The 24007-nt window shown below is 36.4% G+C and carries 20 protein-coding genes and 3 tRNA genes; 18 read left to right on the top strand and 5 right to left on the bottom strand.

Going from position 1 to position 24007, the window contains the following annotated elements; translation table 11 throughout:
- Nucleotides 1–8: 8 nt before the first annotated feature.
- Nucleotides 9–782 carry a hypothetical protein gene (locus tag SFA27_RS18795; RefSeq protein WP_407294213.1) on the bottom strand — a complete coding sequence of 258 codons (774 nt, stop codon included), beginning with the start codon at nucleotides 780–782 and terminating at the stop codon, nucleotides 9–11.
- A gap of 55 nt (nucleotides 783–837) precedes the next feature.
- Here SFA27_RS18795 and SFA27_RS18790 point away from each other — a divergent pair, with 55 nt between their 5' ends.
- Nucleotides 838–1275 (top strand): RNA-binding S4 domain-containing protein, encoded by a 438-nt coding sequence (locus SFA27_RS18790; RefSeq protein WP_047377851.1) that lies wholly within the window; start codon nucleotides 838–840, stop codon nucleotides 1273–1275.
- 18 nt (nucleotides 1276–1293) lie between these two features.
- Here SFA27_RS18790 and SFA27_RS18785 read toward each other — a convergent pair whose 3' ends face one another.
- Entirely contained in the window at nucleotides 1294–1809 is a 516-nt protein-coding gene (locus SFA27_RS18785) for a shikimate kinase (protein ID WP_047377852.1), read from the bottom strand.
- 115 nt (nucleotides 1810–1924) lie between these two features.
- Between SFA27_RS18785 and SFA27_RS18780 the strand changes: the two genes are divergently transcribed.
- The 3 genes from SFA27_RS18780 to SFA27_RS18770 all read left to right on the top strand — a co-directional run bounded on the left by SFA27_RS18780 (nucleotide 1925) and on the right by SFA27_RS18770 (nucleotide 2244).
- Nucleotides 1925–1997: transfer RNA gene (locus SFA27_RS18780), tRNA-Lys, on the top strand.
- A 36-nt stretch (nucleotides 1998–2033) separates the two neighbouring features.
- Nucleotides 2034–2116 (top strand) — tRNA-Leu (locus SFA27_RS18775).
- A gap of 55 nt (nucleotides 2117–2171) precedes the next feature.
- Nucleotides 2172–2244, top strand: a tRNA-Lys gene (locus SFA27_RS18770).
- A 318-nt stretch (nucleotides 2245–2562) separates the two neighbouring features.
- On the opposite strand, the gene panC is transcribed toward SFA27_RS18770, so the two are convergent.
- Complete coding sequence (gene panC / locus SFA27_RS18765; protein ID WP_407294211.1) at nucleotides 2563–3411, bottom strand: pantoate--beta-alanine ligase; 849 nt, start codon at nucleotides 3409–3411, stop codon at nucleotides 2563–2565.
- A 171-nt stretch (nucleotides 3412–3582) separates the two neighbouring features.
- On the opposite strand from panC, the gene SFA27_RS18760 reads away from it, so the two are divergent.
- The 9 genes from SFA27_RS18760 to SFA27_RS18720 all read left to right on the top strand — a co-directional run bounded on the left by SFA27_RS18760 (nucleotide 3583) and on the right by SFA27_RS18720 (nucleotide 14271).
- Nucleotides 3583–4353 carry a glycogen/starch synthase gene (locus SFA27_RS18760; protein WP_047377854.1) on the top strand — a complete coding sequence of 257 codons (771 nt, stop codon included), beginning with the start codon at nucleotides 3583–3585 and terminating at the stop codon, nucleotides 4351–4353.
- A gap of 13 nt (nucleotides 4354–4366) precedes the next feature.
- Nucleotides 4367–6019, top strand: coding sequence for a DUF4270 family protein (locus SFA27_RS18755; protein ID WP_407294209.1), 1653 nt, complete (start codon nucleotides 4367–4369; stop codon nucleotides 6017–6019).
- A gap of 38 nt (nucleotides 6020–6057) precedes the next feature.
- Nucleotides 6058–7911 (top strand): glutamine--fructose-6-phosphate transaminase (isomerizing), encoded by a 1854-nt coding sequence (gene glmS, locus SFA27_RS18750; RefSeq protein WP_047377856.1) that lies wholly within the window; start codon nucleotides 6058–6060, stop codon nucleotides 7909–7911.
- A 108-nt stretch (nucleotides 7912–8019) separates the two neighbouring features.
- Nucleotides 8020–9444 carry a gliding motility lipoprotein GldK gene (gene gldK / locus SFA27_RS18745; RefSeq protein WP_047377857.1) on the top strand — a complete coding sequence of 475 codons (1425 nt, stop codon included), beginning with the start codon at nucleotides 8020–8022 and terminating at the stop codon, nucleotides 9442–9444.
- A gap of 53 nt (nucleotides 9445–9497) precedes the next feature.
- The gene (gene gldL, locus SFA27_RS18740; protein WP_047377858.1) at nucleotides 9498–10196 is read left to right on the top strand and encodes a gliding motility protein GldL; all 699 of its coding nucleotides are present in this window, start codon (nucleotides 9498–9500) and stop codon (nucleotides 10194–10196) included.
- A gap of 52 nt (nucleotides 10197–10248) precedes the next feature.
- Nucleotides 10249–11841 (top strand): GldM family protein, encoded by a 1593-nt coding sequence (locus tag SFA27_RS18735; RefSeq protein ID WP_264519095.1) that lies wholly within the window; start codon nucleotides 10249–10251, stop codon nucleotides 11839–11841.
- A 22-nt stretch (nucleotides 11842–11863) separates the two neighbouring features.
- Complete coding sequence (gene gldN / locus SFA27_RS18730; RefSeq protein WP_047377860.1) at nucleotides 11864–12802, top strand: gliding motility protein GldN; 939 nt, start codon at nucleotides 11864–11866, stop codon at nucleotides 12800–12802.
- A gap of 137 nt (nucleotides 12803–12939) precedes the next feature.
- The gene (locus SFA27_RS18725; protein ID WP_047377861.1) at nucleotides 12940–13974 is read left to right on the top strand and encodes an FAD-binding oxidoreductase; all 1035 of its coding nucleotides are present in this window, start codon (nucleotides 12940–12942) and stop codon (nucleotides 13972–13974) included.
- A gap of 36 nt (nucleotides 13975–14010) precedes the next feature.
- A complete protein-coding gene (locus tag SFA27_RS18720) occupies nucleotides 14011–14271 on the top strand; it encodes a SemiSWEET transporter (RefSeq protein ID WP_047377862.1) in 261 nt (86 codons plus the stop codon).
- Nucleotides 14272–14338: 67 nt separating this feature from the next.
- On the opposite strand, the gene SFA27_RS18715 is transcribed toward SFA27_RS18720, so the two are convergent.
- Entirely contained in the window at nucleotides 14339–14773 is a 435-nt protein-coding gene (locus tag SFA27_RS18715; RefSeq protein ID WP_047377863.1) for an META domain-containing protein, read from the bottom strand.
- Between the two features lie 36 nt (nucleotides 14774–14809).
- A complete protein-coding gene (locus SFA27_RS18710) occupies nucleotides 14810–15202 on the bottom strand; it encodes a multicopper oxidase domain-containing protein (protein ID WP_047377864.1) in 393 nt (130 codons plus the stop codon).
- 636 nt (nucleotides 15203–15838) lie between these two features.
- Here SFA27_RS18710 and SFA27_RS18705 point away from each other — a divergent pair.
- The 5 genes from SFA27_RS18705 (at nucleotide 15839) to SFA27_RS18685 (ending at nucleotide 24002) form a co-directional block, all read left to right on the top strand.
- Nucleotides 15839–16225, top strand: coding sequence for a hypothetical protein (locus tag SFA27_RS18705; RefSeq protein WP_047377865.1), 387 nt, complete (start codon nucleotides 15839–15841; stop codon nucleotides 16223–16225).
- A 147-nt stretch (nucleotides 16226–16372) separates the two neighbouring features.
- Complete coding sequence (locus tag SFA27_RS18700; protein WP_407298181.1) at nucleotides 16373–17455, top strand: efflux RND transporter periplasmic adaptor subunit; 1083 nt, start codon at nucleotides 16373–16375, stop codon at nucleotides 17453–17455.
- Nucleotides 17456–17476: 21 nt separating this feature from the next.
- Nucleotides 17477–20668: an efflux RND transporter permease subunit gene (locus SFA27_RS18695; protein ID WP_047377866.1), complete on the top strand. Its 3192-nt coding sequence runs from the start codon at nucleotides 17477–17479 to the stop codon at nucleotides 20666–20668.
- A complete protein-coding gene (locus SFA27_RS18690) occupies nucleotides 20640–22097 on the top strand; it encodes a TolC family protein (protein WP_407294203.1) in 1458 nt (485 codons plus the stop codon). The genes SFA27_RS18695 and SFA27_RS18690 overlap by 29 nt, the downstream gene beginning before the upstream one ends.
- 276 nt (nucleotides 22098–22373) lie before the next feature.
- A complete protein-coding gene (locus SFA27_RS18685; protein ID WP_407294201.1) occupies nucleotides 22374–24002 on the top strand; it encodes a T9SS type A sorting domain-containing protein in 1629 nt (542 codons plus the stop codon).
- Nucleotides 24003–24007: the final 5 nt, after the last annotated feature.

Here is a 24007-nt window from a genome sequence, read left to right as displayed (position 1 = left end):
GTTTGTTTTTATGGTCTTGTTGATCTGCCATATACCTGGAAGTTGAAAACAAATGTTTTGTTTCTCAACGAGATCACCTGGCCGTAACCTGGGTAATTGTATGGGAAATAAGGATCTCTTGCAAAAGCAGCTCTTGAAGGAACAATAATTACTCCTTGTAAATTATATGGTGATCCGCTAGAGTAGTCTTTGAATGCTTTAAATTTCTGCAAAGCTTCACTAAACCCTTCGATCTCATAGTAACTTCTTTTTTTTGCAGCATCAGTAGTTGCATTTTCGATCAATGGATCTTTTTTACCCTCTACATCAGAAATATAGTAGAATTTAGGATCAATTGCAGGAATTCCGGTTCCGTTTATTGTATTCATGAAATCCGTAGCAGCAGTAAATGAAGATTTTCCATCTGTATTAATTGCTAGATAAGTAGTAGCTTTCATCATTACAGTAAGAATATCGGTGCTTGTAATTGTCTGTTCCGGGGTGGGATTAACAGGCTGTGCTCCGTTTCTCATGATATAAATAGTTCCTGAAGGAAGTGTTACAGGATTCAGCTCAGATAATTTCTTTTCATTGTCGTCCGCAGTATCCGTAGAACTGAAAGCCTTTATATTACCTTGTGCATCCAGATAATTCTCATCCATGAACTTCTTAATGGCTTGATCATCATACGTGTTTTGTGTAGTAACGTCTTCCGGTTCCACATAGGGTGACACATCATCATCTTTCTTACAAGCAGAAAAACACAAAGATCCTGCAAGGATATATAAAAATATTTTTTTCATTTCAAAAAACTTTAATTACTTTACAAATAATATAACGGCAAAAGTATAAAAAATTATGAGAATAGATAAATTTTTATGGAGCATTCGTTTTTATAAGACGAGAAGTATTGCAGCAGAGGAGATTAAAAAGAACAGAGTTTCTATAGGAACGTCTGCCGTAAAGTCATCTAAAGAGGTAAAAGAAGGAGATACTATTAAAATCCGTAAGAATCAGATTGATTATAAAATAAAAGTAATTCAGATTCCTAAAAGCAGAATAGGAGCCAAATTGGTGTCACTTCATATCCAGGACGTGACAGATAAAGAACAATATGAACTGCTGAAACTTCGCAAAATGTCGCAAGACTATTACAGAAATAAAGGAGAAGGAAGACCTACGAAGAAGGATAGGAGGGAGATGGATGACTACGTGGGAAATGATATTGACTCTGACTTTACAGACTGGGATGATTTCTTTGGAGAGACAGGTAATGAAGATGAAAAAGAAGATTAATATAAAAGTAAAAAAGCTCTAGAGATAGAGCTTTTCTATTATTTCGTTGACAATATCTTCCGGTTCCCTGGAATCTGTACCTACAGTGAATTGGGCTTTACTGTAAAACTGGTTTCTTTCAAATAAATGTTTAGCGATGAATTCCGGGAGGTCTTCATCAGATATATTGGCAATCAACGGTCTTTTTTCTTTCTGTTTTGAAAGCCTTTCAACCAATGTTCCTACAGAGCTTCTTAAAAAAACACTTTTGGAATTATGATTGATGATCTCCATATTATTGTAATAAACAGGAGTTCCTCCGCCAAGACTTAAAACTACATTTTCTTCCGAAGCCAATATCTCTTCCAGGGCCTCTCTTTCCAGCTTTCTAAAGTAAATCTCACCCTTCTTTTCAAAAATTTCCGGGATGGTTAATTTATTTCTTCTGGAAATCTCTTTATCGAGATCAATCAATTTAAAATCGATTTTTTCGCTTAATATTTTGGAAATGTGAGATTTGCCACTTCCCATGTATCCGATCAATGAAATTACCATGAATTTTTTTTAAACAAATTTGCGAAAAAGTTTTGAGATAAAGAAAAAAGTCATATCTTTGCACCACTTAAAACAAGGGACATTACTTAAATGAAAACTTGATAAGTAAGTGACCGACTCGGTAGCTCAGCTGGTAGAGCAATACACTTTTAATGTATGGGTCCTGGGTTCGAATCCCAGCCGGGTCACAAGCAATAAAAATTACTGAATTTTGTAATTTTATTGCCTGCGTGGTGAAATTGGTAGACACGCCATCTTGAGGGGGTGGTTTCCTAAGGATGTGCTGGTTCGAGTCCAGTCGCAGGCACTGCAAAGAAAAATTTATAATTAATATTGAAATTTATTTCATTTTAATTGTGGCCGACTCGGTAGCTCAGCTGGTAGAGCAATACACTTTTAATGTATGGGTCCTGGGTTCGAATCCCAGCCGGGTCACAAGTTTACTGAAAAGTAAATTTTTTTCATATTAATATTTTGTGATTTGGTGTTTCAAAGGCTTCCTTCAGGAGGCCTTTGATTTTTGTATTTAATCATCTAATGATGTCTGCGGGAATTTCATAATGGGTTTTGAATTCTTTGCCTGTTATTTCTTACAGTAGAAAGTGAAATATTATAAATATTGTAACAGAGATATTCTTTGTTATATTATTCTTCTCTCCCGTAATTATTTAGTTAATTCTTATTACAATAAATCAAAAAACTCTGACGTCGCCATCAGAGTTCTTGTTTTATAAAGAATACATGTATGTTATATTAATCCAAATGCATGTTGTCTATTAATCTTACGCCATCTACAACTACTACAATAAAGGCCCTGAATTTTCTGTCCTTATAGAAGAAATCAGTTTCCTGTAGAGTGTTTTCATCGGCAATCAGAAAATATTCAAGCTTCATTCCCTGCTGGTTGTCGAAAATATCTGTTACCCTTTCCTTTATTTCCGGTATTGTAACGGTTCTGAACCAGTCGTTTACTTTTTTTAACGTTTCATAAATGACTTTAGAAGCTTCTTTTCGGTCTTCATGAAGTCTCTGGTTTCTTGAGCTTAATGCCAATCCGTTTTCTGCTCTGTAGATAGGAACTCCTGATATCTTAACGGGAAGATGTTTTTTATCTACCATCTTTTTAATAATAGCAAGCTGCTGAAAATCTTTTTCTCCAAAATAAGCATGATCGGGCTGTATCTGTTTGAAAAGTTCTTCTACAACAGTTCCTACACCATCAAAATGTCCCGGTCTGGATTTTCCTTCCATCTCATTTTCCAATCCATCAAAATCATAGTGCTGGCTTTCAGTCTTCTCCGGGTAGATATCTGCTACCTCAGGGATATAAACAGCATCTACAAGTCCTGAATTTTGAAGAATAAGAATATCTCTGTTAACATCCCTTGGGTATTTTTCAAGATCTTCAGAATTGTTAAATTGGGTTGGATTTACAAAAATTGAAGAAATAACAAGGTCATTTTCTTTTCTTGCCTCTTCATACAGAGAAAGATGGCCCTTATGTAAAGCCCCCATTGTAGGTGCAAAGCCAATTCTTTTCCCCATTTCTTTCTGTCTTTCAATGAAATCCTGAAGGATCTTCCTGTTTTTTATAACTTCCATAGTTTATTTTAATGCTATTTCAAAAATAGTAAAAATATCGTATAATAATATGCACTTTTAATAATTTGGAAAAGGGAATTTTCGTAAAAAAATGTTAATTAAAATAATGTTGGATGTTTTTTTGTAATTTTGCACATTAAAGCATTTTTACAAAAATTAGATAGAAAGTTTATGCCGAATCAAAAAATACTGTACATTACTACAGAGATGTATCCATATCAGGAAGATACCAATATGGCTGCAGTGGTAAACAAAATGGCACTTAAGATGCACAATGAAGGCAATGATGTAAGAGTTTTTATGCCAAGATTTGGACAAATAAGTGAGAGGAAATTCCAGCTTCATGAGGTGATCCGTCTTTCAGGAATGAATATTATTATCAATGACCTGGACCAGCCTCTTATCATTAAAGTAGCGTCTCTTCCGGGGGAAAGACTTCAGGTTTACTTTATTGACAACGAAGAATACTTCAAAAGAAAACAATACTATTTTGACGATGAAGGAAATCCTTTCGAAGACAACGACGAAAGAGCTATTTTCTTTGCCAGAGGAGTTATTGAAACCATTAAGAAGCTGAATTGGGTACCAGACGTAATCCATTTGAATGGATGGATGGCTTCTTTTGTTCCAATTTATCTTAAAACTTACTACGAATCAGATACTTATTTCAAAGACGCGAAAATTGTACTTTCTCTTTACAATGAGAAAGATGCGGACTTGGATAAAAAGATCGACGAAAAACTACAGTTTGATAATATTTCAGGATTAAAAGCGTTAGATAACCCAACAATTAAAAGTTTTGTTATCGAAAGTATGAACTATGTAAATGCTGTTGTGAAAGGTGACGAGTTTCTGGATGAAGACCTGGATAAGGCTTTCAATGAAACCGCTACTGAGAAGTCGGAATATCTTGACATAGATTCTATAAATCAACTTTATTAAAAACACATTTTTAATGACTCATAATCTTAAAAGGACCTTCGCCATGCTTTTATTGGCGATTTTCGGAAGTACAATCCTTTATAACTGTGAACCGGATCCGGATTCTCTTGGTGAACAGTTGTTCAATGATGATGCAGCACAAGGTAATGAAATTGCATATCCAGTTATCGCATACAATTATAACAACAATGATTCAATCAGAAGTGATGCTGCCAGATTAATCAGCGGACTGAGCGAAACGGGGGCAGTCTCTACTGTTGGTGTTCTTGGAGCTTTTACTGAAAGTCAGTTTGGAATGCAGAGAGCCTCTTATGTTACTCAGCTAAGAATGCCGGTTGATAATTATGACTTTAATGGTGCCAATCCAAAAGTAGACTCCGTTGTTCTTGTAGTGAGACCACCAGCGAATACTGCTTCTAATACCTATTTCTTTGAAAGTGACTCCATAAAAACAAATACATTTGAGAAAAGTGATTTTCCGGTAGATGGAGTGGCTACAGCCGTTTCAATTGAGAAGAAAACTTATCCTGTTCGTAAATACGGTAAAATAGGAGGGGCTTCAAAATCAATGAAAATCAATGTACACGAAGTAACTACGTTCTTAGATTCAAATGATGATAAGTTCAAACGTTCCAATGCGGGTACGAGTATAAGTACTGGTGAGTTATTAGGATCAGGAGTGTTTGATGGTAACATTAATTCTATATCTGTTACCAAGAAATCCGATAATTCAGTTGTATTTACAGGAAACCTTGGATTCAGAATGAAACTAAGCAATACAAACTTTTTCCAGACTCATATCCTTGATAAAAAAGGAAAACCTGAACTTCAGGATGCTTCTAACTTTATCAGATATTTCAAAGGGATAAAGATTTCTGTGGATGAAACTGATAGATATCTTTACCAGTTCTCTCCAAATGACCTTCAGCTTATCATGTATTATAAATATGATAAAACAGAGAACGGGAATACAACAAGGCCACAAACAAATCTTGCTTTCAACTTAGGAGGTGCTAGTGCTCATATCGGACTGTATGAATATAACAATGCCGGGACTCCTGCGGCCAATGCAGTAGCAGCAAGCAATTCTTCTGTAGGTGATGAAAAGCTTTATATTCAGGGAATGGGTGGTCCTTCTGTAGTAATGAAAATTAAAGATGAGACAATTGCAGACCTTAGGAAGATCTATGTTGAAAAGAAAGCAGGTATTTTAAGTGCTAAGATAAGAGTATATGTAGATCCTTTAAGCTGGAAGAATACCAACTCAACAGAAGATCGTAGATTTTCAATTCTAACCAATACATTAAATAGTAATGGTACTATTGATTTCTCCAAATTAGCTTATACATCAGACTTATCAACAGGACTTGGTTTATATAACTACAACAAGGATAAAGATTACTATGATATTATAGTAACAAAAACAATCAAGGATCTTGTTGAAGAAAAAAAGGAAACAGTTAATGGACAAGATGTGCCAATTGTTAATAAACCATTAGTGATCGGTGCAGGAACATTCGCTGCAAATGCTACAGGAACCCTTTTAGGAGTTCGTAATACAACAAGAGCTTTTGATATGAACAGAATTATTCTGACAGGTATAGATAAAGCGAATACCAATCCAAAAAGAATCCAGCTGTTGGTGACTTATGCGACGAAAAAATAGAATACAATAAATACAAAATACACTAGACAAAATATAATATGTGCGGAATAGTAGGATATACAGGTTTTCAAGACGCTTACGAAATTGTAATTAATGGTCTTAGAAGATTAGAATATAGAGGGTATGACAGTGCCGGAATTGTTTTAGAAGGTTCAAACAATAAACTTGAAGTAGAAAAAACAAAAGGCAAGGTTGAGGATTTGGTGAATATTTCGAAAGAATTAAAAGGGAAATATAAAATTGGAATGGGGCACACGCGTTGGGCTACCCACGGAGTTCCAAGCGATAGAAACTCCCATCCGCACTTGTCAAACAATGGAAAAATAGCAGTTGTACATAATGGTATTATTGAAAACTATGATACTATTAAAACAATGCTTACGGAAAAAGGATTTACTTTCAAATCAGAAACTGATACAGAAGTATTGGTAAACCTTTTCCAGTATTTTATGGATATTAATCCTGAAACTGATTTCCCGACTGCAGTAAGATATGCATTGAATGAAGTATATGGAGCCTATGCAATCACTGTACTTCATGAAGATTATCCTGGAGTATTGGTGGTAGGAAGATTAGGTTCTCCTCTTGCTATCGGAATCGGAGATAAAGAATATTTTATTGCATCTGATGCTTCTCCTTTCGTAGAATTTACAAAAGAAGCCATCTACCTTGAAGAAGGGCATATGGCAACAATCTCTCTTGAAAATGGAGTAGATATCAGAACCATCAATGAAAACTCTAAAATTGAGCCGGAAATTCAGGAGCTTAAAATGAGCCTTGAGCAGATCGAAAAAGGTGGATACGAGCATTTCATGCTTAAAGAAATCTTTGAACAGCCTAAGTCTGTACACGATACAATGAGAGGGAGACTTCTTGTAGATGAAGGAGTGATTAAAATGGCAGGGATTTGGGATCATGTTGAAAAGTTTAAAAATGCCAACAGAATCATCATTATTGCTTGTGGTACTTCATGGCATGCTGGTCTTATCGGAGAATATCTTATAGAAGAATATGCAAGAATTCCTGTTGAAGTAGAATACGCATCAGAATTCAGATACAGAAATCCAATCATTACGGATAAAGATGTGGTGATTGCCATTTCTCAGTCCGGAGAAACAGCGGATACGATGGCTGCTTTAAAACTGGCAAAAGAAAAAGGTGCATTTATATATGGTATATGTAATGTTGTAGATTCTTCAATTGCAAGAATTACTGATGCCGGTTCGTATACGCATGCCGGTCCTGAAATCGGGGTTGCTTCTACAAAAGCATTTACAGCACAGCTTACTATTCTTACTTTAATCGCATTTAAATTAGGAAAACACAACGGAAACTTAGGAAACGCTGAATTTATGAGCTTAATTGCTGAGCTTGATGCTATCCCTAAGAAAATTGAAGAAGTGTTGAGTACGACCCATGAGCTGACTCAAAATATTGCAAAAGATTTTGTGAAAGCTACAAACTTCCTTTATTTAGGAAGAGGATACAATTATCCGGCTGCCCTTGAGGGAGCATTAAAATTAAAAGAAATTTCTTACATCCATGCAGAAGGATACCCGGCTGCAGAAATGAAGCACGGTCCAATTGCCCTGATCGATGAAAACATGCCAATTGTAATTATAGCACCTAAAAAAGGCCACTATGATAAAATTGTAAGTAACGTTCAGGAAATTAAAGCGAGAAAAGGTAAAATTATCGCTGTAGTGAATAAAGGAGACCGTCAGGTGAGTGAAATGGCAGATTATGTTATTGAAATCCCTGAAACTTCAGAATGTTTCTCACCAATCGTTGCTTCCGTACCTCTGCAACTGCTTGCTTATTATATTGCAGTATATAGAGGGGCAAACGTAGATCAACCGAGAAACCTTGCAAAATCTGTTACCGTGGAATAAAAAGTAGTTGTAAATAAAATAAATTTAGATTTCTTCCGTTATTTCAAAAAAAATCTTAAAAGTTTCTTAAAAAAATTATATATTTACGGCTTAATTATAAAAATTAACATGAAAAGGATATTTCTTTTATTATTGTCTGCGTCGGTAGCATCGGTATCTTGTTCAGGTGGTGGCAGCTCTTCTGTAGGGAAGCCAGGAACAAAAGGAGAATTGATACCAAGAGAAAAAACTAAATCATTTGTTGCGGAAAGACCATACGGAATGGTCGCAATTCCTGCAGGTTCATTTGTTGCTGGTTTAGCAGACCAGGATCCAACAAATACTCCTGAAAAAACAGCATTGAAGACAGTTACTGTTTCTTCTTTCTTCATGGATGAAGCAGAAACTACCAACTCGGAGTACAGAGTATTTATCAACTATGTAAGAGACTCTATTGCGAGAACTTTACTTGCTGAAGCTGCCGGAGAAGGTGGTGATGAAGGCGGACGTAAAGGAGCTAGCATAGGGGATTATGCATACCTTGCTAAAAAAGAAGAAAATTTAACACCTTATCAAGAATATATGGAAGGCCAGGGCGGCCGGGAAGACGGAAGTTATGATGCCAGCAAAAGATTAGATTGGAAAATTCCTTTGCACTGGAGCACAACAAAATATCCGGATGTAGAATACGCAGAAGTTTTAGAATCTATGTATCTGCCTTCTTCTTCCAGAATTGGAAACGAAAGAATTTTAGATGTAAGCAAGCTTAAATATACTTACCGTTGGGGAGATATGGACGCTGCAGTTGCAGATAACGAAAGAGGAGCTAATTACCTGAAAAGCGAAAGTATCGCGATCTATCCTGATACTACAGTTTGGGTAAAAGATTTCCACTTTGCTTACAATGAGCCATTGTTTGAACAGTACTTCTGGCACAAGGCTTACAAAGACTATCCTGTTGTTGGGGTAACCTGGGATCAGGCAAGGGCTTATTGTAACTTCAGATCTAAATTGAAATCTGATTACAACGAAAGTTTAAAAAGAAAAAAACAAAAACCATTAGTATTCCGTCTTCCAACAGAGACAGAATGGGAATATGCTGCCAGAGGAGGAATGCAAAATGCTACTTATCCTTGGGGAGGTCCATATTTAATGGATGACAGAGGATGTTACCTTGCCAACTTCAAACCGAAGAGAGGTAACTATATGGAAGATGAGAAAAAAGGTACTTATACATATACAGCTCCAGTTAAGAAATTTAAGAAAAATGGGTTTGGGTTATTTGATATGGCTGGAAACGTTTCTGAATGGACATTATCTTCGTTTAACAATTCATCAGCTGGATTCACTTCTACATTAAATCCTTCTACTAAAGATAAAAAGGATACGAAGAAATCTGTAAGAGGTGGATCTTGGAAAGATATAGGATATGCACTAATGACAGGTGCTAGAGATTGGGAAAGAAAAGATTCCGCAAGAAGCTATATCGGATTTAGAACTGTACAGGATATCCCTGAAGCAGCTGTTAAACCAAGAAGAGTTAACAGAAATTAATCAGACAATTTTTCAATAACAATTTTATTTAACATTAAAAAAACTAACTCAATATGTTTAAGACTAAAGATGCTTGGATGAATTTCTTTTATTCATTCGGTGCTGCAATTGTAATTCTTGGAGCTTGGCTTAAAATTACTCACATTACCTTGGGACCAATTAACGGTAACATCGCTCTTACCGTGGGGCTTATTACTGAGGCGATTATCTTTATCATTTTTGCATTTGACCCTCCAAAATCTGAAGAGTCTTATGCTTGGGAAAATGTTTATCCTGAATTATTAGATAAGCATGCTAATCCTAACCCATTACACTCTAATGTATCTTCTAGAAATAACAACGCTGCAGCTCAATTTGCTGAATTAGAAAATTCTCTTTCTACCAAATTGGACAAAATGCTTGAAGACGCTAGATTAGATGTTCAATTATTTGAAAGACTAAGAACAGGAATTGATAAATTTTCAAATTCTGTAGATCAGATCAATCAAACTGTTGACGTGTCTGCTTCTACTCATAAATATAATGACCAATTAAATAAAGCTGCTCAGCATATGGAAAGCATGAATGCTCTTTATGCAATGCAACTTGAAAGCGGTAAAAAGCAATCAGAATTTGCTAACAAATATGTAGCAGATATGCAGAAATCCGCAGAGCAATCTGAGAAATTCAATCAAGAGCTACAAGGTTTAACTTCTAATCTTAATAACTTAAATAGAGTTTATGGTGGTATGTTAACTGCTATGAAGTCTTAATTCCTAACCATTTCTAAATTTAACTACTTAATCAAAAAACAAAGAAAAGAGAATGGCACAAGGAAAACAGACCCCTCGTCAGAAGATGATCAACCTGATGTATTTGGTGTTCATCGCGATGATGGCCCTAAATATTGATGCAGAAATCATCAGATCATACTATGACTCTACCAGAGCATTGAATGAAACCAGAACTTTAACAGAAAAAAAGAACGAGAAGATCTTTGAAAGAACATTGGAAGCTAAGGCTCAGCAAGTTCCGGATACCTACGCGCAGCCTTGGGCTCAGTACAAAGTATTGAAAACCAAAATTGATGCGTTAGTGAAATCTGCTCAGGATGTTAAAGATTTGTTGAAAAAACAATCTGAATTTCATGATAAAGATCCTAAAACAGGAAAAGATATTGATGTAAGTGAAAACTTTGCTGCACTTAACAACAACGAAGCAACTACTGAATATTTCTTCAAAGAAGGTGATGAAAATACTCCTTCAAAGAATGCATTAGATCTGAAAGCTAAAATTGATGATGTAAGAAACTACATCAATACTACTTTTGGAAGCAATGCTCAGCTACAGGATTTAGTGGCAAGAGCTAACAAGTCTCTTATTGCGGAATATCCTAAAGGGACATCTCCAAATGAAAAGACTTGGTTCCAGAATAAATTTTATCATCAGCCGCTAATTGCTGCAATATCTAATTTGGAGATTATCCAAAATGATGCCAGAAACGTACAATCTGATGCATTAGCTCTATTGCTTCAGGAAAAAGTAGATGCGAATATTAAATTCTCAAGCTACGAGCCTATTGTTTCAGGTCCGGTTGATATCCAGGCAGGAAAACAGGCTGAAGTAAAAGTAATGTTAGGAACATATTCTAACAGTAACAAAATCAGTATCTCTGGTGTAAGCAGAGTGGAGAATGGTAAAGGTATTACGCAAATTTCAGGTTCTGGAATTGGTGAACATAAATTAGGAGGTACAATTACATTAACAGATGCTTCAGGTAAGCCGCAATCTTTCCCTTGGACACATACTTATAATGTAATCGCAGGACCTAGAGAAGTAAAACTTGAAAAAGGATTATTGCTTTCTGCCGATAAAATGAATGTAATGTATAGAGGACTTGAGAACCCTGTTTCAGGATCAATCTTAGGTGCTGACAATTCTAAACTTTCATTATCTGCTGCAGGTGCTACTGTGAAAGGTAAAGGTCCAGGTAAATGGGATGTAACTCCTACTACAGGAAATGTAGTGAAGTTAACATTATCAGGAACAGATCCATATGGTAAGACAGTTTCTCAGGTATTTGAGTACAGAATTAAGAATATTCCTAGACCTCAGGGTCAGATCAGAGGTAAGGCTGTAAACTTTATGCCGGCAGGTTCTATACCTAACCAGATTGTATCAGCTACTTTACCTGACTTTGACTTCCCTGTTTCGTTTACTGTGAACAGCTTCATTATCAAGCTTCCAGGAAAAGCAGGTACTCTGATTCAAGGTAGCTCATTATCAGGAGCAGAAGGTATGCTTAGAAACCTAAGACCTGGTGATGTAGTTCAGATCTATGATATTCAGGCAACGGCTACAGGATTGGGTAACCAGAGACTTAAGGAAATTTCACCTGTAATTATTAATGTACAATAAGGTTAATTTGTAAAATCATATTATGAAAAAATATATTAGCACCCTTTTGGTTTTAGTTTCGGGATTCGCGTTTTCCCAGACTATTCTGAATGCTGCTTCTCCCGAGGAATTTAGACAAATGAGATCTGAATCAATGAGAAAAGCAGGGGATACTGTTATCAGCAATAAAGTAAAGCCTCTTGAATATGGTTTCGTTGATGACAAAGATATTTACAAAAGTATGTTTGTTTGGGAAATCATTGATATGAATGATAAGATCAACCAGCCATTCTATTATGACAATCCGGATGGTCTTCTTTCAAGTTCTACAAGATCTTTATATCAGTTATTACTTGATGGAGCTCTTAAAGGAGACATTAAGGAAGTTTATGATGACGAAAACTTTGTGACAAGACTTTCACCTGAAGCTATTCAGAAAAGATTGGAAAGTGTAAGACTTGACGAAGAAGCAATTGATATTCTTAACTCTGGAAGAACCCTTACAGAAGATGAGAAAAAAAGATTAACAGATATCATCAGAACAACAACTGATAAAGTGAAAGTTCTTAAAGTGATGGGTATGTGGTTCATCGATAAGAGAGACGGTCAGATGAAATACAGACCTTTGGGTATCGCAGCTATGGGACCAGATCCTACATCTGTTGGAAGAATCGGTCCTGACGGTCAGCCTTTAGCTGGTGCTGATGAATTGATCGACTTATTCTGGATCTATTATCCAAGTGCTCGTGATATTTTAGCAAACAATTATGTTTTCAATAGAAAAAATTCTTCTGCAGACCTATCTTTTGATGATATCATCAATGCAAGAAGATTCTCTTCTATTATCTACAAGTCTTCAAGCGGTTTAGGAGATGGTACAATCAAAGACTATATTCCTAGAAATGCTGAAGAACAGCTGGAAGAAAGCGATAGAATCAAATCGCAGATTCTTGATATGGAAAATGATATGTGGAATTACTAGATTTCACTTGATATTTATAGAAAACCTGAGTATTTTTACTCAGGTTTTTTTATTATGAAATCACCCTTTGTTTATTGCCGATCAATAATAAATGACATTGGCGATTACATATGACCTTTAAATAAATGAAATTTCTCATGAAAAATGTAGATTATATTATTGTAGGAGACGGATATGCAGGGCTTTTCCTGGCTCATCAGCTAATTAAGAACAATAAATCGTTTGTGATCTTTTCTGAAGGAAGAAAAAGTGCTTCACAGATTTCAGCCGGAATTATCAATCCCGTTGTTCTTAAAAAGTTTACCACATTCTGGAAAGCACAGGAACAAATAGACTATCTTAAAGACAGTCTTAAAGAAATAGAATCTTATACCGGAGAAAATTATCTGATCAATGCTCCCATCCATAGAATTTTTCATGATGAGAATGAACAGAATCTTTGGTTAAAGAAATCAGGAAATGAAGAATTATCTGCTTTTCTTGATGAAAATTTCGATCGTTTAAACGGGGTAAAAAACGATTTTCAGACCGGAAAGGTGAATCAGTCTGCCAGACTCAATGTTAATGGTTTTTTTAGCGGTTTATTCAATTATTTGGAAAAAAATGATCATTTGGTAAAAGAAAGATTCGATTATACCAAATTGAACCCTTCCGAATCCGTTTATAAAGATTTTTATTTCAAAAATATTATTTTTTGCGAAGGAATGGGAGTGAAAGATAATCCATACTTTTCAGAAACAGCGGTGGTTCCCAATAAAGGACATCATATAAAAGTGAAACTTTCCCAACCGATTCCGGAAAACATCACCATTAAAAAGAAACATTTCTTATTTCCAACCGGAAACGGACTTTATTTTTATGGCGGAACTTACGACAGAGACCAGCTTCACCACCATATTGATGATTCTGCAGTCTCTCAACTGGTCAACGGGCTTTCTGAATTTTATCCTTATGATTTTGAAGTCGAGGAAGTACATTTTGGCTTCCGTCCTACTGTAAAAGACAGAAGGCCAATCATCGGAAGACATGAAACATGGAATAATTTATATGTTTTTAATGGAATGGGCGCCCGCGGTATTCTCAATGGCTGCTATTTTTCCAGGGATTTATTCCGTTTTATTGAAGACGGTACTCCGTTGCATGAAGAAGTTTCATCTAAGAGGTTTCAATAGCATTTCCTGGCATAAATATTCAAAATTGTAAAATAAATGGACGAAAATATATTAGGAATCATTGCCGGTTTTCTTACTTCGGTTTCGATGATTCCGCAGCTTGTAAAGGTGATCAGAGAAAAAAATGTAGAAGATATCTCTCTGCTCATGCTTCTGGTCCTTATTTCAGGACTTTCGTTGTGGGTATGGTATGGTTTTGAAAAAGATGAGCTGCCAATTATTTTGTCAAATTCATTTGCAGTTCTTGTGAATATAAGCCTTTTGATTTGCTATATAATGTACAATAAAAAAGAGTAATCCTATATAAATGAAAAAGACACCTTTTTGGTAAGGTGTCTTTATATTTTTACTATAAAAGATTCAATTACTGAAGAACAAATTTAGCTAAAGGAGCCATTCTTGCCTTGTTTAATGTAAGCGTATTTCCATTTACAGAGTAATTATCTGCAGCAAGGACTGCTTTTGTAAACTGGTTTTCAATATCCAGATCTTCACAAGCCATCATCGTAGACATTCCCTGATTGAATTTTATTCTCATGATTTCAGGTTTGATCTCGAAAGTTCCTCCAAATCCGTTACATCCGGCATGACCTTCATATCTCATTCCATCCATATTAAGTTTGAAATGAGGATTGTTTTTAGGGTTTTTAAGTTCAATTGGTTTCCCGTTAAGCTCTGTAAGTTTCCATGTTTTTCCAGTAATATCAGTAGTCGCTTTTTGTGCGTTTTGTGTTTTACATGAAACAACAAGAAATGTTGCGATAACAAGTGCCGATAAATAATAATATAAACTTTTCATAATGTTTATTTTTTTAGTTGAATGCTATTCCTTATGCTAATACGATGCCATTTTTGCCGGTCCAGACTCTTTTTTTGCCTGTTTAAGATGGAACAGCACCATGTCTACATTCTTTTTAAGGAAAGTTATATTTCCTTTAATGTCAGAATATTGATACTCTTCATTGGAGGCTGTATACTCAGGTAAAGCATCGCTTTTTTTAAGGTCAAAAGTTTTACCGTTTAAATGTATTGTTGCGGTATTTTTAGTGTTGTTTATGGTTACTTCTATCTTTTCTCCATAGCTGTCAACATACACATCTTTGAAAATTTCGTCTGTGTTTTCGGGAGTAGCAGCGGTAATGGTTTCAGCTTCTTTTCCGGGATGTTTACACGCTGTTAGGGAAAGAATGGTCAATCCCAAAAGGATTGGTGTTAATAATTTTTTCATAGTGATAAGTGATTTTAAAGTGTTTCATGAATTATGATATTAATACTATATAAATTTACAAATATTTTTAATAAATATATGTTAATTTTACATAAAGTAACAGTAATTTTAAATTTGTTTGATTTTAACTCACTGTTTTTTGAAACATTATTCACAAAACTGAAAGTAATAATTATTGTAGAAAAGTGGGGATAATGGTTGTTAATGCGGGATTTTTAACCATCTTATTCTCAAGAGTATAAAGTGCTTTTTTTTCGTTTATCATTTGTTGTGTAAATTTTCGGCAAAAATAATTCAAAAAGAAGAGAGTAACAATAAGTAAATGTTAATAATTCTAATTTATGATAAAGTTTAGGTTAGAGTATAGAAACTTTCAAAATAGAGTACCAGGTCACTTAAATGTTCAAAAACGCAACAGCTTTAAAATTAAAATTTCCTTAAATCAACAAAAGTGGCTTAGTTTTTGAAAATTGAAACCTGCACAGATTAGATATCAGGATTGCCCGAATTATGCTTGAATAAAAGAGAAATTTAATATTTATTACCTTTTTACATTCAGGTATTTTAAAGAAGAGTTAAATTTTGTTAATCCATGATGATAATATCATAATCTGGGTGTACATTTGCAACTTCAAAATGAGAAACTTTATAGTATACTTTTTAACTGGTCTTTTTCTGCTCTTTGTAGTAGAAAGCAGACTCAACGTTAAAACTCTTCGAAATGACTATTCAGGTCATGTTTCTCATCATCTGCCGAAAAGAGCCAACCGTCTTAATCAGACTTTTGAAAAACTTTCTGTTCAGCAGATGGCCGATACCGTAGACAATTCCACATTAGAACTTGCAGAAAATGATTTCCAGCTGTCTGATGTATGGCAGGCTATTGTTGTTTTTGCAGGAGTTTTCAGCCTGGTTTATATTTTTGGGTTAAAAAGCCATAAAAGGTTTAGACCTGATATTCATGGCTTTATTCTTGGCTTTGCCACCAAAAGATTTATTCTTATCCGTTCTATTAGAATTTAAAATTTCATCGATCTACTCATTTTCTACCTGATTCCGGGTAGAAATACTTTGCGTTGTGTATGCTGGTAATCATCACATCGTACCCCTTTTATTACCGTTTTTATTTCTATCAAAACATTAACGATTTATATAAACTCTAGAATTATGATAAAGAGAGTTGCTTCGGGAATTGCGCTGAGTGCCCTTCTGTTGGCGGTTGGCTGCAATAAGAAAAAAGAAGAAAAAGAAGAAGTTACCGTATATCCGGTGACATCTCCTGTAGTAATGGACACTGTAATCAACAAAGAATACGTAGCCCAGATTCAATCTGTAAAAAACATTGAAGTAAGGGCTCAGGAAAAAGGTTTCCTTGAAAAAATCTTTGTAGATGAAGGACAATACGTACAGGCGGGACAGACATTGTTCCGAATCATGCCTAAGCTATACCAGGCAGAATTATTAAAAGCAAAAGCAGAGGTAGAACAGGCTTCTATCGAATTGAAAAATGCAAGTACATTAGCAGGAAACAATATTGTTTCTAAAAATGAAAAAGCAATGGCAAAGGCCAAGCTGGATGCTGCTAATGCTGAAATGAAACTGGCTCAGATCCATCTTTCATTTACTGATATCAAAGCACCATTCTCTGGTGTTATCAACAGAATTCCTTTGAAACTTGGAAGTCTTGTAGATGAAGGTGATTTGCTGACTTCATTGTCAGATAACACAAGTATCTATACTTACTTTAACGTTTCTGAACCGGAATATTTAAGTTATCAGACTCACGCTGCAGACAGAGGAAGCAATCAAGTGTCCCTGATCACAGCGAATGGAGAAACCTATTCGCAGAAAGGTGAAATCCAAACCATAGAAGGAGAATTTGATAACGAAACAGGTAATATTGCGTTCCGTGCCAAGTTCCCGAATCCTGATAAGCTTTTGAGAAATGGAGAAACAGGAAAAATACAGATGTCAATGCCTGTTCATAATGCATTAATTATTCCTCAGAAAGCTACTTATGAGATTCAGGATCAGAAATATGTATTTGTGGTTGATAAAAACGGAGTAACGAAATCCCGAAATATCAAAATAGCTTATGAACTTCCGGATCTTTATGTAGTAGCTTCAGGAATATCAAAAGGAGATCAGATCCTTCTGGAAGGAGTTCAGAAAGTGAAGGATGACCAAAAGGTGAAAACAAAATTCCAGGACCCTAAGAAAGTTCTTCAATCATTGAAATTAAAAGCAGAGTAGTGGTCTCTAAAATGAAGTAGTATGTTTAAGAAATTCATTCGCAGACCAGTTCTGTCTATAGTAATCTCATTGATTATTGTATTTATGGGGATATTATCACTGGTAAAACTTCCCGTGACGCAGTTCCCATCCATTTCTCCGCCTAAAGTAAATATTACCGCAGAATATCCCGGAGCTAACAACGAATTGTTGATTAAATCCGTAGTTATCCCTTTGGAAAGAGGATTAAACGGGGTTCCGGGTATGAAATATATGACCTCGGATGCCGGAAATGATGGGGAAGCTTCCATTCAGATTGTATTTGACCTGGGAACAGATCCCAACGTAGCTGCAGTAAACGTTCAGAACCGTGTATCTTCAGTGGTGAATAAACTTCCTCCTCTTGTAGTACGTGAAGGGGTAAAGATCACTCGTGAGGAACCGAACATGTTGATGTATATTAACCTGTACAGTGATGATCCTAAAGCTGACCAGAAATTCCTTTTCAACTATGCAGATATTAACGTAATGTCTGAATTGAGAAGGGTAAGCGGTGTTGGTTTTGCCGATATCCTGGGAACCCGTGAATATGCAATGCGTATCTGGCTTAAACCAGATAGATTAACAGCTTATAATATTTCAGCTGATGAAGTAATGGAATCTCTGAATGAGCAGAGTTTGGAAGCTTCTCCGGGTAAAACGGGAGAAAGTTCAGGAAAACGCTCTCAGTCATTTGAATATGTATTAAAATATCCGGGACGTTTCAATAACGAAAAAGATTATGGGAACATTATCTTAAAAGCAAAGCCGGATGGAGAATCTGTAAGACTGAAAGATGTTGCAGACATAGAATTCGGAAGCTCCATGTATGATATTTATTCCACATTGAACGGAAAACCATCAGCGGCAATTACGGTAAAACAATCCTACGGATCTAATGCAAGTGACGTTATCAAAAACGTAAAAGCATTGATGAAGGATCTTGAAAAGAATAACTTCCCTAAAGGGATGCATTACGATATCAGTTATGACGTTTCCAGATTCCTGGATGCCTCTATGGAAAAAGTAATCCATACCTTATTTGAGGCCTTCGTTTTGGTTGCTATTGTGGTATTTTTATTCCTTGGAGACTGGCGTTCAACATTGATTCCGGCGTTAGCTGTACCGGTTTCACTGGTAGGAACATTCGCTGTAATGTCTGCCTTTGGAATTACCCTGAATATGATTTCGCTCTTTGCACTGGTAATGGCGATCGGGGTTGTAGTAGATGACGCGATTGTGGTAATTGAAGCCGTACACGCCAAGATGGAAGAAAAACATCTTTCTCCATTGAAGGCAACAGAAGAGGCAATGCATGAGATTAGTGGGGCAATTATCGCAATTACATTGGTAATGGCATCCGTATTTATTCCGATTGCATTTATGTCCGGACCTGTAGGAGTATTTTACCGTCAGTTCTCTATTACAATGGCTTCATCCATTATCTTATCCGGAGTTGTGGCACTTACTTTAACACCGGCATTGTGTGCTTTGATCTTAAGAAATAACCACGGAAAGCCTAAAAAGAAAACTCCGGTTACGATTTTCCTGGATAAATTCAATAACATCTTTACAAAAGGAGCAGGGAAATATGAGAAGATGCTGAATAAAACAGTGACGAAAAAAACAATCACATTACCGTTACTGCTAGCATTCTGTGCCTGTACATTCTTCCTGAGTAACTCTTTGCCTTCAGGATTTATTCCGGCTGAAGATCAGGGAATGATCTATGCTATTATCCAGACTCCTCCGGGATCTACATTAGAAAGAACCAATCAGATTGCTAAAGAACTTTTAAGAGAATCTGAAGATATTGACGGCGTGCAGTCTGTTTCATCTCTGGCAGGATATGAGATTTTGACAGAAGGTACCGGATCCAACTCTGGAACTTGTCTGATCAACCTTAAAAGCTGGGAAGAGCGTAAAGAATCCGCCGCTGAAATCATAGAAAAACTTGAGGAAAAAGCGAAGAATATCCCAGGTGCCAATATAGAATTTTTCCAACCGCCTTCTGTTCCGGGATATGGAGCCGCCGGTGGGTTTGAACTTCGTCTGCTTGATAAAGCAGGAAGCGGTGACTATCATAAAATGGAGCAGGTGAGTAATGACTTTGTGAAGGAGCTTAAAAAACGTCCGGAACTTGGATCGGCATTTACATTCTATTCCGCGAGTTTTCCACAATATATGCTCAAGATTGATAATGATCTTGCAGAACAAAAAGGAGTAACCATTGAAAAAGCAATGGACAACTTATCTACATTGATCGGGTCCAACTATGAGACGAGTTTCATCCGTTTTGACAGACCTTATAAGGTAATTGTTCAGGCAGGACCTCAATACCGTGCTCTGCCAACAGATCTGTTGAAACTGTATGTTAAAAATGATAAAGATCAAATGGTTCCTTACTCAGACTTCATGCGATTGGAAAAGGTATATGGACTGTCTGAGATCACAAGACATAATATGTATAACTCTGCAGAGGTGAGTGGAACTCCGGCACCCGGATATAGTAGTGGACAAGCGATTAAGGCTATTCAGGAAGTCGCAGATAAAACACTTCCAAGAGGTTTTGGTATCGACTGGGCGGGTATTTCAAAAGATGAAGTAAGTCGTGGAAATGAAGCTGTATTTATCTTCCTGGTATGTTTAGGATTTGTTTATTTGATTCTTTCTGCACAATATGAGAGTTTTATCCTTCCGCTTCCGGTAATTTTATCCCTTCCGGTAGGTATTTTCGGAGCGTTTTTATGCTTAAAACTTTTAGGATTGGAAAATAACATTTATGCACAGGTGGCCATGGTCATGCTCATCGGGCTCTTGGGTAAAAATGCGGTGTTGATTGTTGAGTTTGCCGTACAGAAAAAAGCAGAAGAAGGAATTCCTGTAGCAAAAGCGGCTATTGAAGGAGCTGCCATTCGTTTCCGTCCGATTCTGATGACATCGTTTGCATTCATTGCTGGTTTGATTCCATTGGTTATTGCCACAGGGCCGGGAGCAGTTGGTAACAGGACAATTGGTACTGCAGCGGCAGGAGGGATGTTGATCGGAACCATTTTCGGATTGATGATTATCCCAGGATTGTATTATATCTTCGGAACGATTGCAGACAAGTCCAGGCTGGCGAAATATGAAGAAGAGAATCCTTTAACAGAACAAACTGAACCTTATGAACATGATGGAAAATTTGAAGACTAAAAATATAATCACAGCCATTGCCTTATCACTTGTTCTTGCAAGTTGTAAGGCACCCATGGCGACTGTCATAAAAGACGAAGTAAAAGAAAATATTCCTCAGAACTTTAATCAGGAAGAGCAGCAGGATGCCAATAACAATAGCGGAACAACTCCATGGAGACAATTCTTTACGGATCCAAACCTGGTAACCCTGATTGAAACTGCTTTAAAAAATAATCAGGAACTATTAATTACCCTTCAGGAGATTGAAATTGCGAAAAGTGGTGTTTTAGCTAAAAAAGGAAGACTTACTCCCACTGTTACAGCAGGAGTAGGTGCCGGGCTAAAAAAAGCTGGCCGCTATACCAGTGAAGGGGCTGGAGATGCTACTACAGAAATAGAGCCTGGGAAAGAAATGCCAGATCCACTTGGGAATTTTGAAGCGGGATTAAATGCAAGCTGGGAAATTGATATCTGGAAAAAACTCAGAACTGAAAAGGAATCTGCAGTAGCTCATTATCTTTCTACAGTAGAAGGGAAAAACTTTGTTCTGTCTAATCTTATTGAAGAAGTTGCAGACAATTATTATGAATTACTGGCTCTTGATAATCAGTTGGATATCATACAGCAGTATATCAAACTTCAGCAAAGAGCATTGGAAATTTCCAAAATTCAGAAAGAAGCTGCAGCTGCAACAGAGCTGGCAGTGAAAAAATTTGAAGCAGAATTGGCGAAATCTAAGGCTGCAGAATATACAATCCGCCAACAGATCACTGAGAAGGAAAACGGAATTAATGCGCTGTTGGGAAGATATCCACAGCCCATTGTGAGAACAAAGGGAAACTTCATGTCTACGATTCCTCCCACAGTCTATACCGGAATTCCATCACAGTTATTGGCAAACCGTCCCGATATCAAGCAGGCGGAACTGGAATTAAAAGCATCGAAGCTGGATGTGGAAGCAGCAAGAAAAGAGTTTTATCCTTCTTTGGAAATTTCTGTGACATTGGGGCTGGAGGCTTTCAAACCATCTTATCTTGTTAAATTACCCGAATCAATTGCTTATAATCTGGCAGGTGAATTAGCAGGACCGCTTATTAACAAAAGTGCCATAAAAGCGAATTTCCAGACAGCAGATGCAAGACAGGTTCAGGCATTGTATGAATATGATAAAACCATTTTGAATGCTTATCTGGATGTTGCCAATCTGATGTCGAAGGTTAAAAATATAGATCAGTATTATCAGTTGAAATCACAGGAAACTAAAGCCCTGGATCAGTCTATTGATATTGCCAATCAGCTGTTCCGTAATTCAAGAGCAGATTATCTTGAGGTTCTTTTGAATCAGAGAGATGCGCTGGATGCAAAAATGGAACTTATTGAGGCAAAACAGAAACAGCTCAGCACAGTAGTTGACATCTATAAAAGTTTAGGTGGAGGCTGGAAATAAAACATCATAATTCTATCAATAAACAGTTAATGTTTTTTGGAAGGGGTCAATTCTTTTGAGTTGGCCCTTTTTTGTTTTTAATACGACAGGTTTTGTCGCAATGTTAAGATAGTTTTGCAATATAATAAGACAATTTTTAATATGTTTTAAAGAGGATTTAACAATAAATAGTATGATTTACAGTATGTTATATTAAATTGATTTTCATGTCTTAAAAAGTGTTAAATTCGCGAAGTTTTAAGAAACTAATTACTAACTCAAAAAACAACAACGAGAATGAGAAAACTTTATCTCGGTGCATTTACTTTATGCACAGCCTTGGGCGTATCTGCTCAGGAAGTGATGTGGCAGAAAGACATCAAATCCTCTACCCAGGATTTTCTTAGCCAAATCACTACAACAATCGATCAACAGTATCTTATTACGGGAAGCTCTATTCAAAGCAATAAGCAGCAAACACCAGGAAATAAGCAAAACAACGGCTATGATTTCCATCTGGTAAAACTAAACCAGCAGGGAGAAGAAGCCTGGGAAAAATACTTTTCCGGACAAAATCATGATTATTTATCAGCAACCGTTACCACGCAGGACGGTGGATTTCTATTAGCCGGAACTTCCTATTCAGGAAAAGGATTGGATAAAAAAGAGGATTCCAAAGGAGGGTCAGATATCTGGCTGATCAGAATCAATGAATTTGGTGATGAATTGTGGCAGAAAACTTTAGGAAGCTCCTCAGACGAAGAAGCAAGAGCTGTGATTCAAACTACAGATTTAGGATTCTTTGTTGCAGGGAATGTTCAAAACTCTTCAAAAGGTTATGGTTCCAAAGACGTCTTAATTACCAGAATCGATAAAAACGGAAAAGAACTCTCCCAATTAGTCTTAGGCGGAAAAGGCTTAGACGAAGTAGAAAAGATGATTCCAACGAAAGATGGAGGAGCATTGTTAGGGATCTATTCGAGGAGTTCCGAGGTTCGTATTTCGGGATCTGAAAAGGGTTCTGAGATGCGAGGTGTGGGTTCTGTGTCAAACGTTCAAAACTCGAATCCCGTATCCCGAAACTCGAAACAAACTGAAAACTTCGGTGAAGGAGACTACTGGATCGTCAAATTAGACAAAAACGGAAAAGTAGAGTGGGAAAAGAACTTCGGAGGCAAAGGAGATGATCATATCAGAACATTGGCATTAACTTCAAATGGTTTTATCATTGGGGGAGAATCCAGATCGGAAAGATCAGGAAATAAAACGGTTGGAATTGAAGAAGGAACAGATCTTTGGCTTATTTCACTAAATGAAAGAGGTGATGAACAATGGCAGAAATCCTACAACTTCAAAAACCGTGATATCTTGATGGGAATGAGTGTTCTTCATTCAGCAGATGACAAATCTTCCAAAGGAATTTTATTGGGAGGTTACACCCAGGCTGAAGGAAGAATCCAAACCGATGATGAGACCTTCTGGATGTTATATCTTGACCAGACCGGAAATGAACAGTGGAGAAAGCATGTGAAAGGAGAATCCAGACAAAAAGAAGAGAGACTTTCAGATTTAAAACTGAATAGAGACGGTTCTATTATATTGGCCGGAACCAGTGCAGAAGAACTGGGCAAAGAAAACTGGAAAATTGTAAAACTGGGAGATAAACAGGTTGATCAGTTAATTGAAAAATATGACATCAAAATCTATCCGAATCCAGTATCAGATTATGCTTACGTAGAAATCGGTTTTGATTTCAAAGATGCTGATATTCTTTTGTATGATATGAGCGGAAGACAGCTTCAGAGTATAAAAACTAAGAACAGAGTGACAAAGGTTAATACCCAGGTTTTGGTTCAGGGAGCTTATCTGGTGACTATAAAAACTGATAATAATAAAACAGCTAACGCTAAATTAATTAAGAAATAAAAAAC

The sequence above is a fragment of the Chryseobacterium sp. HR92 genome, from assembly GCF_045689405.1.
Taxonomy (GTDB): Bacteria; Bacteroidota; Bacteroidia; order Flavobacteriales; family Weeksellaceae; genus Chryseobacterium; species Chryseobacterium viscerum_A.
This window is presented reverse-complemented; position numbering and strand designations above follow the sequence as displayed.

Coding starts and splice junctions, on each gene's coding strand:
- SFA27_RS18695 (WP_047377866.1), top strand. CDS start 17,477: ATGTTTAAGAAATTCATTCGCAGACCAGTTCTGTCTATAGTAATCTCA.
- SFA27_RS18715 (WP_047377863.1), bottom strand. CDS start 14,773: ATGAAAAGTTTATATTATTATTTATCGGCACTTGTTATCGCAACATTT.
- gldK (WP_047377857.1), top strand. CDS start 8,020: ATGAAAAGGATATTTCTTTTATTATTGTCTGCGTCGGTAGCATCGGTA.
- SFA27_RS18795 (WP_407294213.1), bottom strand. CDS start 782: ATGAAAAAAATATTTTTATATATCCTTGCAGGATCTTTGTGTTTTTCT.
- SFA27_RS18785 (WP_047377852.1), bottom strand. CDS start 1,809: ATGGTAATTTCATTGATCGGATACATGGGAAGTGGCAAATCTCACATT.
- gldN (WP_047377860.1), top strand. CDS start 11,864: ATGAAAAAATATATTAGCACCCTTTTGGTTTTAGTTTCGGGATTCGCG.
- SFA27_RS18685 (WP_407294201.1), top strand. CDS start 22,374: ATGAGAAAACTTTATCTCGGTGCATTTACTTTATGCACAGCCTTGGGC.
- SFA27_RS18710 (WP_047377864.1), bottom strand. CDS start 15,202: ATGAAAAAATTATTAACACCAATCCTTTTGGGATTGACCATTCTTTCC.
- SFA27_RS18755 (WP_407294209.1), top strand. CDS start 4,367: ATGACTCATAATCTTAAAAGGACCTTCGCCATGCTTTTATTGGCGATT.
- SFA27_RS18790 (WP_047377851.1), top strand. CDS start 838: ATGAGAATAGATAAATTTTTATGGAGCATTCGTTTTTATAAGACGAGA.
- SFA27_RS18690 (WP_407294203.1), top strand. CDS start 20,640: ATGAACATGATGGAAAATTTGAAGACTAAAAATATAATCACAGCCATT.
- SFA27_RS18760 (WP_047377854.1), top strand. CDS start 3,583: ATGCCGAATCAAAAAATACTGTACATTACTACAGAGATGTATCCATAT.
- glmS (WP_047377856.1), top strand. CDS start 6,058: ATGTGCGGAATAGTAGGATATACAGGTTTTCAAGACGCTTACGAAATT.
- SFA27_RS18720 (WP_047377862.1), top strand. CDS start 14,011: ATGGACGAAAATATATTAGGAATCATTGCCGGTTTTCTTACTTCGGTT.
- SFA27_RS18725 (WP_047377861.1), top strand. CDS start 12,940: ATGAAAAATGTAGATTATATTATTGTAGGAGACGGATATGCAGGGCTT.
- panC (WP_407294211.1), bottom strand. CDS start 3,411: ATGGAAGTTATAAAAAACAGGAAGATCCTTCAGGATTTCATTGAAAGA.
- gldL (WP_047377858.1), top strand. CDS start 9,498: ATGTTTAAGACTAAAGATGCTTGGATGAATTTCTTTTATTCATTCGGT.
- SFA27_RS18705 (WP_047377865.1), top strand. CDS start 15,839: ATGAGAAACTTTATAGTATACTTTTTAACTGGTCTTTTTCTGCTCTTT.
- SFA27_RS18735 (WP_264519095.1), top strand. CDS start 10,249: ATGGCACAAGGAAAACAGACCCCTCGTCAGAAGATGATCAACCTGATG.